The sequence below is a fragment of the Roseomonas sp. 18066 genome (genome assembly GCF_902706185.1).
Taxonomy (GTDB): Bacteria; Pseudomonadota; Alphaproteobacteria; order Acetobacterales; family Acetobacteraceae; genus Pseudoroseomonas.
Genome location: NZ_CACSJM010000153.1, coordinates 1 through 13,080, shown reverse-complemented (window position 1 = coordinate 13,080; position 13,080 = coordinate 1). Strand labels below are relative to the sequence as shown.

The following is a 13,080-nucleotide window of genomic DNA, read 5'->3' as shown; positions in this document are numbered from 1 at the left end:
GTGCGGGGGCGCCCGAGGCCCCTGCCCCGGCCGCCCCCGCACCCGCTCCGTGAGCGGCGAGCGAGAATATCCGGACCGGCCCTGGGTGGGGATCGGCGTCGTCGCCTTGCGCGGCGACGACGTGCTGATGGTCAAGCGCGGCCGGCCGCCGCGCCAGGGCGACTGGTCGATCCCCGGCGGCGCCCAGAACCTGGGCGAGACCGCGGAACAGGCCGCCCGGCGCGAGCTGCGCGAGGAGGCGGGGATCGAGGTCGGTCCCCTCGCCCTCGCCGTCGTCGTCGATGCGGTGAACCGCGACACGGCGGGGCGCATCCGCTTCCACTACACCATCATCGATTTCGCGGGCGAATGGCTGTCCGGCGAGCCGGTGGCGGGCGACGATGTCGACGACGCCCGCTGGTTCACCCCGGCCGAGCTCGCCGCCCTGCCGCTCTGGTCCGAGGCGAAGCGCGCCATCGCCGAGGCGCGCCGCCGCCTGCGCGCGGCGCCTTAGAACAAGTTGTCTTCGGAAGAACGAAGACAACTTGTTCCGGCTGTTCGTCTGGTCGCGTGATTCAGGCTTTTCGGTGATTCCACCTCAAGCCATCACGCTTCAAGCGTAAAGCCGCTCGCTTTGCAGGCCGGTATAGAGGCCGGCGACGAAGTCCCCATAGCCGTTGAACAGCTTGGTCGGCACCCGCTCGTTGCTGCCCAGCAGCCGCTCATTGGCCTGGCTCCAGCGCGGATGCGGCACCTCCGGGTTCACATTGGCCCAGAAGCCGTATTCGGCATCCTGCAGCTTTTCCCAATAGCCGACCGGGCGCGCCTCGACGAAGCGGATGCGGCTGATCGACTTGCTGCTCTTGAAGCCGTATTTCCAGGGGAACAGGATGCGCATCGGCCCGCCATTCTGCGCCGGCACCGGCTTGCCGAAGAGGCCCACCGCCATGAAGCAAAGCTCGTTATTGGCCTCGGCGATGGTGCAGCCGTCGCTATAGGGCCAGGGATACCAACTCTGCCGCAGGCCGGGCATGGTGGCGCGGTCGGCGAGCGTCTCGAAGACCACGTATTTGGCGCTGCCGAGGGGTGCGGCGATCTTCATCAGCTGCGAGACGGGGAAGCCGGTCCAGGGCGCGGTCATCGCCCAGGCCTCGACGCAGCGGTGCCGCAGCACCCGCTCCTCCAGGCTGACCTGCTTCAGCAGCCCGTCGAGGTCGAGCTCCATCGGCTTCTCGACCAGGCCTTCGATCTTGATGGTCCAGGGCTTCATCGGCAGCCGCTGCGCCGCGGCGCTGATGCTCTTGCTGCTGCCGAATTCGTAGAAGTTGTTGTAGCTGGTGACCTCGCGCTCGGGCGAGACATCGCGTCCCGGCACGAAGCGGTCGTTGCGGGGCGCCGCCATGGCGCCCTGCGCCCGGGCCTCGCCCGCCGGCAGGCCCAGCGCGCCGCCGATCAGGCCACCCAGGCCCAGCGTCAGGCCACGCCGCCGGCCGAGCACCAGATGCTCCGGCGTGACGGCGGAGTCCGGCAGTTCCCAGCCGCGTGGAATGCGGATCGGCATGGCTTCGCTCTCCCTGGTCGCTTGTCCAGCATACAACCGGCGCGCGGCAGATTCGATGCGTATCGGGTGTCGGAAGGTTTCAGCGCCGGCGCGTCAGCGACGGGCGGGCAGCACCACCAGCGGCGGGTCCTCGGCGGCGACCGTCACGTCGTGCAGGCGGTAGCGCTCGGCCTCGATGCCCTTGCGGGCGCGGGTGACGCCGCCGAGCTCGGTCGCGCCGGGCCAGAGCGGCGCGCCGTCCCGCCGCTCGCTGCGCACCAGCAGGCCGCGGGCGCCATCGGCCGGGCGCGCCATGTCGAACAGGTCCCAGCGGTCGCCCAGCGCCACCACCCGGGTGCCCGGCGGCAGGTGCAGCGCCAGGATGCTGGCCAGGCCGTATTCCTCGGCGGCGATGAAGCCGGCGCCACGGGTCTTCCGCTCGGCCTCGAGCGCCGCCGCGAAGGCCGGCCAGCCGCCGAGCCGCGCCAGGGTCGGGTCATGGCGGCGCGCCAGCGGCAGCGGCGCGAAGGCGGCCTGGACCAGCACCAGCAGGGTCAGCCCCAGCCCGAGCGCCGCGCCGGGGCGGAACCAGCGCTGCCAGCGCGGCCCCAGGCAGGCCGCGGCGGCCAGGCAGGCCGAGGGGTAGAGGATGGCCGGCCAATTGCCCTGCACCCGGCTGCCGGTCGCCTGCCAGAGGAACAGCGCCGCCGCCGGTAGCGTCATCACCACCAGCAGCCCCGCCCCCGCATCGCGCTCGCGCCACCACATCCGGCACGCCGCCGCCGTCCCGGCGATGCAAAGAACAAAGATGATCGGGGTGGCGAGGCCGGCCTGGCCGCCGAGCAGCTCGCCGAGATAGCGCAGCGCGGTGCCGCTGCCCTGGCTGCCGGCGCGGCCGCCCTGCTTGGCGAAGCTGGCCCAGCCATGCATGGCGTTCCAGAGGATGACCGGGCTGAACACCGCGACCGCCAGCACGCCGCCGGCCCAAAGCCGCCAATCCGCGAGCCAGCGCCGCGCCGTCGGCTCCGCCAGCAGCCAGAGCACCACGCCGAGGCCCAGCAGCGCCGCGGTGTACTTAGACAGCAGCGAAAGCCCGGCGAGGACGCCGAAGGCCAGCCACCAGCGACCGTCCTGGCTGGCCTGCAGCCGGGCCAGGGCCCAGAGCGAGGCCGACCAGAACACTAGCAGCGGCGTGTCCGGCGTCATCAGCACGGCGCCCGCCCCGAAGAGCAGCGTCGCGTTCAGCAGCGCCGCGGTCCAGATGCCGGCGCGGCGATGGGGGAAAAGCCGCTCCGCCGCGTCGGCCAGCAGCAGCGAGGCGAGGCCCACGCCGATCGGCCCCAGCAGCCGCAGCCCCAGCGCATTGTCGCCGGCGAGCGCGCTGCCCAGCGCCGTCCAGACCGCGACCATCGGCGGGTGGTCGTAATAGCTGAGCGCCAGCGCCCGGCCCCAGACCCAGTAATAGGCCTCGTCCGGCGCGGGGGGAAGGAAATGGGCGGCGGCCAGCCGCAGCAGGGTCAGGCCCAGCAGCGCCAGCAGCCAGGGGCGTGGCAGGCCCGCCAGCATCAGCGGGCGCGCCAGACCAGCGTCGCCGAGACGGCGTAGTTCCACACCACCGTCAGCAGCGCCCCGGCGGCCCCCGCGGCGCCCCAGCCGGCCAGCTCGTCGCGCAGCAGCAGGCCGGCGACGCCGACATTGGCGGCCACGCCCACGCCGCAGACCAGGTAGAACAGCGCCAGGCCCCGCCACAGCGCCGGGCCGCGCAGCCGCACGTCGCTATAGGTCAGGCGGTTGTTCAGCCAGAAATTGGCGGTCATGGCGACGAAGCTGGCCAGCCATTGCGCGGCGTGGAAGCCCAGCGGCTTCAGCACGATGGCCAGGATCGCCAGATGCACCAGCACGCCGACCGCGCCCACCAGGGCGAAGGCCATGAAGCGGAGCGGCAGCAGCCCATGCGAGGCCTTGTCGAGCAGCAGCGCCAGGAAATCCAGCAGCACCGTCGCATCCAGCTTCGACTCGCCGGCCTGGCGGGCGCGGAAGCTGTAGGGCAGCTCGACCACGCGCAGCCGCGCCTTGGCCGAGAGCAGGATGTCGAGCAGGATCTTGAAGCCGCGGCCCGCGAGCTTCGGCGCCACCTCCTCGACCAGGCTGCGCTTCAGCATGAAGAAGCCGCTCATCGGGTCGGCGACGCGGACCCGCAGGAACAGCTGGGCCAGCGCGATGCCGCCATCGCTGATGCGCTGCCGCCAGGCGGAGAAGCCGCCGGAGGAGGCGCCGCCATCGACATGCCGGCTGCCCACCGCGACATCGGCCTGGCCGTCCTGCAGCGCCCGCAGCATGCGCGGCAGCAGCGTCTCGTCATGCTGCAGATCGCCGTCGATCACCGCGACATACTCGGCGGAGGAGGCCAGCATACCCTCGACGCAGGCCGAGGACAGGCCGCGCCGGCCGACGCGGCGGATGCAGCGGATGCGCGGGTCGCGCGCCGCGATCTCGCGCGCCACGCGGGTGGTGCCGTCGGGGCTGTTGTCGTCGACGAAGATCGCCTCCCAGGCGATGCCCTGCAGTGTCGCCTCCAGCCGGGCCACCATGGGCGCGACGTTCAGCGCCTCGTTGTAGCAAGGGACGACGACGGTGAGGACGGGAGGGGTATGGGCCGGGGGCGACATCGCGCCCGTGCTTAGCGCCACTTTGCGCCGCGTGCCAGCAACGGAACGCAACCAGGGCCGCGCGGTCGGCGGAGGGGGGAGAAATGTGCCCGCAGGGACTCGAACCCTGGACCCCAAGATTAAAAGTCTCGTGCTCTACCGGCTGAGCTACGGGCACAAAGGGGTGGGCGGCAGAAACAAGGTCACGCCGCCGCTGTCAAGGGGTGCAGCACCCCCTCGACGGGCGCGGGGCCCGGCATCGCTGCCAGGCCCCGCCATCCGATCAGGCCGGGACGTCGGCCGCGATCTGCGCCTTCACCAGGCGATCCGGCTCGCGGACCACGCCGCTGCCGCCGGCGCCGCGCTTGATCTTGTCCACGAACTCCATGCCCGAGGTCACCTGACCCCAGATGGTGTACTGGCCGTCCAGGCTGGGGGCCGGCGCGAACATGATGAAGAACTGGCTGTTGGCGCTGTTCGGGTTGGCGGTGCGGGCCATGCCGCAGATGCCGCGCAGGTAGCGCGCCTTGGCCGGCGGGCTGAACTCGGCGGGAAGGTCGGGCAGCGGGCTGCCGCCGGTGCCGGTCCCCGTCGGGTCGCCACCCTGGGCCATGAAGCCCTCGATGACGCGGTGGAACGGCGTGCCGTTGTAGAAGCCCTGGCGCACCAGGGACTTGATCCGCTCGACATGCTGCGGCGCCAGGTCGGGGCGCAGCTTGATGACGACGCGGCCGTCCTTCAGGTCGAAGAACAGGGTGTTCTCGCGGTCGTCCTGCGCCGCGGCTTCGTTAATGGTGGCTTCAGTCATCATGATCCCCGTAGCGGCAATGGTGCTGGCGAGCAGGGTGCGGCGAAACATCCGGTGTATCACTCCCCTGGAATGGGCTGCCGCACCCGGGCGAGGGTGCGGTCACGCGTCAGGCGCGGCACGAAGCTGGTGATGTCACCGCCGAGCCGCGCGATCTCCTTCACAAAACGCGAAGAGATGAAGTGGTTCCCTTCGCTGGCCATCAGAAACACCAGCTCGATCTCAGGGTCGAGCCGGCGGTTGAGCCCGGCCATCTGGAACTCGTAGTCGAAATCGGTGACCGCGCGCAGGCCGCGCACGATCACGCTGGCGCCAACCTCACGGGCGAAGCCGACCAGCAGGCCCTCGAAGGGCACCACCTCGATCTGGCAGCCGGTGCGGGCGGCGATGTCCTGGGTTTCGGCCAGCACCAGCTCGACGCGCTCCTCCAGCGGGAAGAGCGGCCCCTTGCCGGTGCTGATCGCCACCCCCACCACCAGCCGGTCGAGCGTCCGGGCGGCGCGGTGGATGATGTCAATATGGCCGTTGGTCACCGGGTCGAAGGTGCCGGGATAGACCCCGCTGCGCAGCTGGCGATCGACCATTCACGCCCCTCCCTGGTGGGCAAGCCGATGACGGGCGCGGCCCGGCCGCGCGGGCCGCCGGACCACGCGCCGCGTCACTGGCCGCCGGCCTCGCCGTCGCGGTCGACATCATCCCCGGGGGCGACGACGTCGTCGATGACCGCGTCGCTGGCCAGCGCATCCTGATCGGCGCCCTGCTCCTCGACGACGGTGAAGCAGGAGGTCACCCGCTCCTTGTCGTCGAGCCGCAGCAGGGTCACGCCCATGGCGCCGCGGCCGGTGACGCGCACCTGGTCGGCCGGCAGGCGGATCAGCCGGCCGTTGTCGGTGACCAGCATGACGTCGTCGCCCTGGCGCACCGGGAAGGTGGCGACCACCTGGCGGCCGGTGCGCTTGGTCAGGGTGATGTTGACGATGCCCTGGCCGCCGCGCCCGGTGACCCGGTACTCATAGGCCGAGCTGCGCTTGCCGAAGCCGCCATCGGTGACGGTCAGCAGGATTTCCTCCTGCTCCTCCAGCGCGGTGAAGCGCTCGGGCGTCAGGACGGCGGCCGCAGCCTCCTCCTCGCCTTCCTCGGGCGCGGCCACCTCGACCTCGGCCTCGCCATTCTCCTCGCTGTTCCGGCGCTTCAGCGCGGCCTGGCGCAGATAGCCGGCCCGGTCGGCCACATCGGCATCGACATGGCGCAGGACAGAGAGCGCGATGACCTCGTCCGGCTTGGTCAGGCGGATGCCGCGCACGCCGGTCGAATCACGCCCGGCGAAGACGCGCAGCGTGTCGAGGTCGGCCACGAAGCGGATGGCGCGGCCGGCGCGGGTGGCCAGCAGCACGTCGTCGCCCTCGCGGCAGGTGGAGACGCCGATCAGGCTGTCGCCCTCGTCCAGCTTCATGGCGATCAGGCCGGAGGCGCGGACGTTCTTGAAGTCGGACAGGCGGTTGCGGCGGACATTGCCCTGGGCCGTCGCGAAGACCAGGTGCAGGTTCTCCCACATCGCCTCGTCCTGCGGCAGCGGCAGGACGGCGGTGACGCCCTCGTTCTCCTGCAGCGCCAGCAGCTGGCGGAGACTCCGGCCGCGGGCGGTCGGGCCCGCCTCCGGCAGCTTCCAGACCTTCTCGCGGAAGGCCATGCCGCGGCTGGTGAAGAACAGCACCCATTGATGCGTGTGCGCGTTGAAGCTGCGCACCACGACATCGTCCTGCCGGGTGCCGGCGGCGCTGCGCCCGCGCCCGCCGCGATTCTGCGCGCGGAACACGTCGAGCGGGGTGCGCTTGACATAGCCGTCGCGGGTCAGGGTGACGACCATCAGCCCGGGCTCGACCAAGCTCTCATCGTCCTGGTCGGCCAGGCCGTCGACGATCTCGGACAGGCGCGGATTGGCGATGGCGGCGCGGACGGCGCGCAGCTCCTCGCTCATCAGCTCCAGCCGGCGCGGGCGGGAGGAGAGGATGTCGAGCAGCTCGCGGATGCGCCCCGCCACCTCGTCCAGCTCGATATTGATCTTGTCGCGCTCGAGGCCGGTCAGGCGCTGCAGGCGCAGCTCCAGGATGCCGCGGGCCTGGGCCTCGGTCAGCTTGACCGTCTCGTTGACGACGATATTGCCGGAATCATCGACCAGCTCGAGCAGCGGCCCGACATCGGCGATCGGCCAGTCACGGTCCATCAGCTGGGCGCGGGCGGTGGCCGCATCCGGGCTTTCGCGGATCAGCCGGATGACCTCGTCGATATTGGCCACCGCGATGGCGAGGCCGACCAGCAGGTGGCCGCGGTCGCGCGCCTTGTTCAGGCGGAAGCGCGAGCGGCGGAGGATCACCTCCTCGCGGAAGTCGATGAAGGCCAGCAGCGCCTGGCGCAGCCCCATCTGCTGCGGCCGGCCCTGGTGCAGCGCCAGGAAATTGACCGCAAAGGAGGTCTGCAGATTCGTGTAGCGATAGAGGTGGTTCAGCACCACCTCCGGCGTCGCGTCCTTCTTCAGCTCGATGACGATGCGCAGGCCGGAGCGGTCGCTCTCGTCGCGCAGGTCGCTGATGCCTTCCAGCTGCTTGGTGCGCACCAGATCGGCGATGCGCTCGATCAGCGCCGACTTGTTGACCTGGTAGGGGATCTCGGAGACGGCGATCAGGCTGCGGCCGCCACGCATCTCCTCGATCTCGGCCCGCGCCCGCAGAACGACGCTGCCGCGCCCGGTCTCGAAGGCCGAGCGGATGCCGGCCCGGCCCAGGATCAGCGCCCCGGTCGGGAAGTCCGGCCCCGGGATGATCTGCATCAGCTCTTCGAGCGTCAGCTCCGGATTGACGATCAGCGCCAGCGTTGCGTCGATCACCTCGCCCGGGTTGTGCGGCGGGATATTGGTCGCCATGCCGACGGCGATGCCGTTGGCGCCGTTCACCAGCAGGTTGGGGAAGGCGGCCGGCAGCACCGCCGGCTCCTCGGCGCTCTCGTCGTAGTTCGGGTTGAAGGCGACGGTGTCCTCGTCGATGCCCTCCAGCAGCGCCACGGCGGACTTGGCCAGCCGCGCCTCGGTGTAGCGCATGGCCGCCGGCGGATCGCCGTCCATCGAGCCGAAATTGCCCTGGCCGTCGATCAGCGGCACGCGCAGCGAGAAGGTCTGCGCCATGCGGACCATGGCGTCGTAGATCGCGCTGTCGCCATGCGGGTGATACTTACCCATGACGTCGCCGACGACGCGGGCCGACTTCTTGTACGGCTTGTCGGCGGTGAAGCCGTTCTCCTGCATGGAGAAGAGAATGCGGCGATGGACCGGCTTCAGCCCGTCGCGCACGTCCGGCAGGGCGCGCGCGACAATCACGCTCATCGCATAGTCGAGGTAGGAGCGGCGCATCTCCTCCTCGAGCGCGATCGGCAGCGTGCCCTCGGGCGGAATATGGCCGGCCGGCCCGGTGCCGTTGTCGCTCTCGCTCACGCGGTCATCCCATGCAGTAGACGGCCAGCGGGGCGTCGCCCGCCGCCTGGAAAATCCGCGTCTTTATAGCGGTTTCCGGGCGTTCCGCCAAACCGGTCCGGGCGGCCCTGGCGGGCCCCCGCCCCCTGCCCCGGCGGCCCGGCCGAGCCCCTTCATTTTGCTGTCTTTTTTCTGGGCCCCGCGCCCCTCAGGCGGTGACCGCCGCCGGCGCGCTGCGCTTCAGCACGGCGACGGCCGCGGCGGTGACCAGGGTGCCGGCCAGAATCGCCAGCAGGTATCCCAGCGGATTGCCCACCGCGCCGGGGATGCCGACCACGAAGATGCCGCCATGCGGCGCCCGCAGGGTGCAGCCGAACAGCATCACCAGCCCGCCGGTGACCGCCGAGCCGGCGATCAGCGACGGGATCACCCGCAGCGGGTCCTTGGCGGCGAAGGGGATGGCGCCCTCGGTGATGAAGGCGGCGCCCAGGATGGCGGCGGCCTTGCCGGCATCGCGCTCCTCCTGGCTGAAGCGGCTGCGGGCGATGACGGTGGCCAGGGCGATGCCCAGCGGCGGCGTCATGCCGGCGGCCATGATGGCGGCCATGGGGGCGTAGGTCTCCGAGCCCAGCAGCCCGACGCCAAAGGCATAGGCCGCCTTGTTCACCGGCCCGCCCATGTCGGCGGCCATCATGGCGCCGAGCAGCACGCCCAGGATCACCGCGTTGGTGGAGCCCATGCCGCGCAGGAACTCGGTCAGCCAGGCGAGCGCCGCGGCGATCGGGGCGCCGAGCACGTAGATCATCAGCAGCCCGGTCACCAGCGAGGCCAGCAGGGGTATGACCAGGACGGGCTTCAGCCCCTCCAGGCTGTCCGGGAAGGGCAAGCGGTCGCGCAGGAACCTTGCCACGTAGCCGGCCAGGAACCCGGCGGCGATGCCGCCCAGGAAGCCGGCGCCGACCGCGCCGGCCAGGGCGCCGCCGACGAAGCCCGGCGCCAGGCCCGGCCGGTCGGCGATGGAGAAGGCGATGAAGGCCGCCAGCACCGGCACCATCAGGGCGAGCGCCGATTGCGCGCCGATCTGGAACAGCGCCGCCGGCAGGGTGCCGGGCTCCTTGAAGGCCTCGATGCCGAAGGCGAAGGACAGCGCGATGCAGAGCCCGCCGGCGGTGACCAGCGGGATCATGTAGGAGACGCCGGTCATCAGGTGCTTGTAGACACCGGGCGCCTGGGCCGCGCCGGCGGCACCCGCGGCAGCGCGGGCGCCACCCTGGACCTCGGCGGCCAGCGCCCGGGTGATCAGCCCCTTGCCGTCCTTCAGCGCGTCGTTGGTGCCGGCGAGCAGGATGCGCTTGCCGGCGAAGCGGCTGCGATCCACGCCGGTGTCGGCGGCGATCACCACGGCGTCCGCCGCGTCGATCTCCTCGGCCGTCAGGGCGTTCTTGGCGCCGACCGACCCTTGGGTCTCCACCTTGATGGCGTAGCCGAGCTGGTGCGCCGCCTTCTCCAGGGCGGCGGCGGCCATGAAGGTGTGGGCGATGCCGGTCGGGCAGGCGGTGATGGCGACGAGCGTCTTGCTGCCCCCCTCCTCCACCGCGGCCGGCGCGGCCAGGGGCGCCGGCGCCGCGGCCACCGCCGGGCGCGGCAGCAGCGCCAGCGAGGCGGCGGCGCGCAGGGCGGGCTCCGGCCGGCGGATCGCCTCGACGATGGTGGTGGCGATCAGCGGGCGGCCGGCATGGCGGGCGGCCTCGGCCGTGGCGTCGCCGACCAGCAGCACGGCATCGGCGTCGCGGCCGCGGACCGGCTGCTCGACCGTGTCCAGTGCCAGGTCCAGGCCGGCGCGCTCGGCCGCCTCGCGCAGCGCCTCGGCGGCCATGGCGGCATGCGGCGGGCTGGCGGCGTGGCGGATGACCGCCAGCAGGCGGGGGGCGGCGGCGCCGGCATCAGAAGACATGGGGGAGATCCGGCTCGGGGTGGCGGGAAGGTCAGAGCTGCTCGACATCGGCTTCCTCCGCCAGGCGGGCGATGGTGGCGGCCTCCGGCAATCCGCCGGCGGGGCGGGAGACGGCGGCGGCGGCGCAGCCGGTGGCCAGCCGCGCCATGGCCTCGGGCCCCAGGCCGCGGGCCAGGGCGGCGGTCAGCCCGGCGACCATGGCGTCGCCGGCGCCGACCGTGGTGGTCAGGCGGACCTTGGGCGGCCGCACCCATAGCGCCTGGCCCGGCAGGGCGAAAAGCGCGCCGTCGCCGCCGGCCGAGACGACGACATGCTCGATGCCCTGGGCCTGCAGCGCCCGGGCGCCGGCCAGCAAGGCGGCGCGGTCGGGCAGCGCCTGGCCGAGCAGCGCCTCCAGCTCCTGCCGGTTCGGCTTGACCAGGCTGGGGCGGGCGGTGATCGCCGCCGCCAGGGCCGGGCCGCTGCTGTCCAGCACGACGCGGGTGCCGGCGGCGGCCAGGCGCACCGCCAGCATGGCCAGCGCCTCCGGCGCCAGGCCGGGCGGCAGGCTGCCGGCGATGACGGCGATTTCCGGCGCCGGAGCCAGCCGGGTCAGCAGCGCTTCCAGCGCATTGGCCGAGGCCGGGCTGCCGGGCGGGTTGATGTCGGTGACCCGCCCCTCGCCGCTTTCCACCAGCTTGACGTTGATGCGGCAGCGCCCGGGCAGCGGCTCGAAGTCGACCAGGATGCCGAGCGGCCGCAGGAAGGCCTCGAAGGCCGGCAGGTCGGCCTCGCCGAGCAGGCCGGTGGCCAGGACGGGCTCTCCCAGCACCGCCAGCATGACGGCGACATTGACCCCCTTGCCGGCCGGCCGCAGCTCCGTGGCGCCGGCCCGGTTGACCTCGCCCAGCGCCAGCCGCTGCAGCGGGATGGTCAGGTCGAGGGCGGGGTTCAGCGTGACGGTGGCGATGCGCGGGGCGTCAGCCGGCATGGGCCAGCTCCCGCAGCGCCGGCAGGGCGCGCACCTCGGCGGCGGTGCCGCAGTCCAGCGCGGCGCGGGCGACCTTTTCGGCGGCCAGCATGGTCATGCCGCGGATCTGTGCCTTCAGCGCCGCCACATTGGGGATGGAGACCGAGAGCTCGTCGACGCCGAGGCCCACCAGGATCGGCGCCGCCATGGCATCGGCGGCCAGGTTGCCGCAGACGCCGACCCAGCGGCCGCGGCCATGCGCGGCCTTCACCGTCATGTCGATCAGCCGCAGCACCGCCGGGTCGAGCGCGTCGGAGCGCGCCCCCAGCGTCGGGTGCAGCCGGTCGACCGCCAGCGTGTATTGCGTCAGGTCGTTGGTGCCGATGGAGAAGAAGTCGGCCTCGCGGGCCAGCTGGTCGGCCATCACCGCGGCCGAGGGCACCTCGACCATGATGCCCACCTCCAGCGGCGGGGTGGCCAGCGCCAGCCGCTCGCGCTCGATGATGTCGCGGGCGGCGCGCAGGTCGGCCAGCCCATCGACCATCGGCAGCATCAGCCGGATATCGCCATGCCGCCCGGCCCGCAGCGCGGCGCGCACCTGGGCGCGGAACAAGGCGGGCTCGGCCAGCGACAGGCGCAGGCCCCGCAGCCCGAGGAAAGGATTGGCCTCGGCCGGGTGGTGGACGAAGCGCAGCGGCTTGTCGCCGCCGGCGTCCAGCGTGCGCAGCACCACCGGCAGCCCGCCGAAGCCCTCCGCGAGTTGCCGATACAGCGCGAACTGCTCGTCTTCCGACGGCGGCTGCTCGCGGCCATCGAACAGGAACTCGCTGCGGACCAGGCCGGTGCCCTCGGCGCCGGCGGCGACGGCCTCGACCGCCTCCTCCGGCTTGCGGACATTGGCGGCGACCTCGACGCGATGGCCGTCGCGGGTCACCGCGGGGCGGAAGGCGGCGCGCTTCGCCGCCGCGGCGCGGTCGCGGCCAGTGGCCATGGCGGCCTCGGCCCGGGCGATGGCGGCGTCGTCCGGCGCGGGCAGCAGCCAGCCGCGGTCGCCATCGACCACGGCGCGGGTGCCATCGGGCAGGTCCAGCACCGCGGCGCCGGCCGCGACCACGGCAGGAATGCCCAGCGCGCGGGCCAGGATGGCGGTATGCGCCGTCGGCCCGCCGGCCGAGGTCACCATGCCCACCACCTTGGCCGGGTCGAGATTGGCGGTCTCCGACGGCGTCAGGTCCTCGGCCACCACGATGGCGCCCTGCGGCAGAGTGACGGCGGCGCTCTCGCCCCCCACCAGGTGGCGCAGCACGCGGCGGGACACGTCCTTCAGGTCGGTGGCGCGGGCGGCCAGCAGCGGGTCGCCGATGCCGGCCAGCGCCGCGGCGCGGGAATCGGTCGCCCCCTGCCAGGCGGCGGGGGCCGAGGCGCCGCCATCGATCGCGGCACGCGCCTCGGCCAGCAGCTCGGGATCCTCCAGAAATTCCTCATGCGCGGCGAAGATGGCGGCGTGCTGCTCGCCGACGCGCTTGCCCATCTCCTGCGCCACGGTCTTCAGCTCGGCGCGCGATTCTTCCAGCGCGGCTTCCAGGGCGGCAGCCTCGGCCAGCGGATCGGCGGCGGTGGCCGCGAAGCCGGCGGCCTCGGAGCGGAAGCGGTAGAGCTGGCCGATGGCGACGCCGGGGCTGGCCGGCAGGCCGGCGATGGCGCCGGGTTCCAGGGCTTCGGCGGGGGTGGCCACGGCG

Annotated in this window: 10 protein-coding genes and 1 tRNA gene; 1 reads left to right on the top strand and 10 read right to left on the bottom strand. The window is 72.6% G+C overall.

Annotated features, from left to right (window positions below):
- A partial coding sequence (locus tag GVN67_RS23890; protein WP_368667258.1) for an NUDIX hydrolase occupies window positions 1–493 on the top strand: 493 nt, incomplete at its 5' end.
- A gap of 99 nt (window positions 494–592) precedes the next feature.
- Here the strand turns inward: GVN67_RS23890 and msrP are convergent.
- The 10 genes from msrP to ptsP form a co-directional block, all read right to left on the bottom strand.
- Window positions 593–1,540, bottom strand: a complete 948-nt coding sequence (msrP, locus tag GVN67_RS23885; RefSeq protein ID WP_159999828.1) for a protein-methionine-sulfoxide reductase catalytic subunit MsrP — start codon at window positions 1,538–1,540, stop codon at window positions 593–595.
- A 93-nt stretch (window positions 1,541–1,633) separates the two neighbouring features.
- The gene (locus GVN67_RS23880; protein ID WP_235035449.1) at window positions 1,634–3,130 is read right to left on the bottom strand and encodes a glycosyltransferase family 39 protein; all 1,497 of its coding nucleotides are present in this window, start codon (window positions 3,128–3,130) and stop codon (window positions 1,634–1,636) included.
- On the bottom strand, window positions 3,085–4,188 hold the full coding sequence (locus tag GVN67_RS23875) for a glycosyltransferase family 2 protein (RefSeq protein ID WP_159999827.1): 1,104 nt from the start codon (window positions 4,186–4,188) through the stop codon (window positions 3,085–3,087). Before GVN67_RS23875 ends, GVN67_RS23880 begins: the two co-directional genes overlap by 46 nt.
- An 84-nt stretch (window positions 4,189–4,272) precedes the next feature.
- Window positions 4,273–4,345, bottom strand: a tRNA-Lys gene (locus GVN67_RS23870).
- A gap of 105 nt (window positions 4,346–4,450) precedes the next feature.
- Complete coding sequence (locus GVN67_RS23865) at window positions 4,451–5,026, bottom strand: peptidylprolyl isomerase (protein WP_200845377.1); 576 nt, start codon at window positions 5,024–5,026, stop codon at window positions 4,451–4,453.
- An 8-nt stretch (window positions 5,027–5,034) separates the two neighbouring features.
- A complete protein-coding gene (gene coaD / locus GVN67_RS23860) occupies window positions 5,035–5,559 on the bottom strand; it encodes a pantetheine-phosphate adenylyltransferase (protein ID WP_159999826.1) in 525 nt (174 codons plus the stop codon).
- Between the two features lie 74 nt (window positions 5,560–5,633).
- Complete coding sequence (gyrA, locus tag GVN67_RS23855; RefSeq protein WP_235035450.1) at window positions 5,634–8,378, bottom strand: DNA gyrase subunit A; 2,745 nt, start codon at window positions 8,376–8,378, stop codon at window positions 5,634–5,636.
- A gap of 268 nt (window positions 8,379–8,646) precedes the next feature.
- Window positions 8,647–10,392, bottom strand: coding sequence for a fructose-specific PTS transporter subunit EIIC (locus tag GVN67_RS23850; protein WP_159999824.1), 1,746 nt, complete (start codon window positions 10,390–10,392; stop codon window positions 8,647–8,649).
- 31 nt (window positions 10,393–10,423) lie between these two features.
- A complete protein-coding gene (gene pfkB, locus GVN67_RS23845) occupies window positions 10,424–11,362 on the bottom strand; it encodes a 1-phosphofructokinase (protein ID WP_159999823.1) in 939 nt (312 codons plus the stop codon).
- Window positions 11,352–13,080 (bottom strand): phosphoenolpyruvate--protein phosphotransferase (gene ptsP, locus GVN67_RS23840; RefSeq protein WP_159999822.1); only part of this gene is annotated, 1,729 nt, incomplete at its 5' end. The genes pfkB and ptsP, both read right to left, overlap by 11 nt.

Excerpts from the sequence above, each read along its gene's own strand:
- gyrA (WP_235035450.1), bottom strand. The coding sequence starts at position 8,378 with ATGCGCCGCTCCTACCTCGACTATGCGATGAGCGTGATTGTCGCGCGC.
- GVN67_RS23850 (WP_159999824.1), bottom strand. The coding sequence starts at position 10,392 with ATGTCTTCTGATGCCGGCGCCGCCGCCCCCCGCCTGCTGGCGGTCATC.
- coaD (WP_159999826.1), bottom strand. The coding sequence starts at position 5,559 with ATGGTCGATCGCCAGCTGCGCAGCGGGGTCTATCCCGGCACCTTCGAC.
- GVN67_RS23875 (WP_159999827.1), bottom strand. The coding sequence starts at position 4,188 with ATGTCGCCCCCGGCCCATACCCCTCCCGTCCTCACCGTCGTCGTCCCT.
- pfkB (WP_159999823.1), bottom strand. The coding sequence starts at position 11,362 with ATGCCGGCTGACGCCCCGCGCATCGCCACCGTCACGCTGAACCCCGCC.
- GVN67_RS23865 (WP_200845377.1), bottom strand. The coding sequence starts at position 5,026 with ATGTTTCGCCGCACCCTGCTCGCCAGCACCATTGCCGCTACGGGGATC.
- msrP (WP_159999828.1), bottom strand. The coding sequence starts at position 1,540 with ATGCCGATCCGCATTCCACGCGGCTGGGAACTGCCGGACTCCGCCGTC.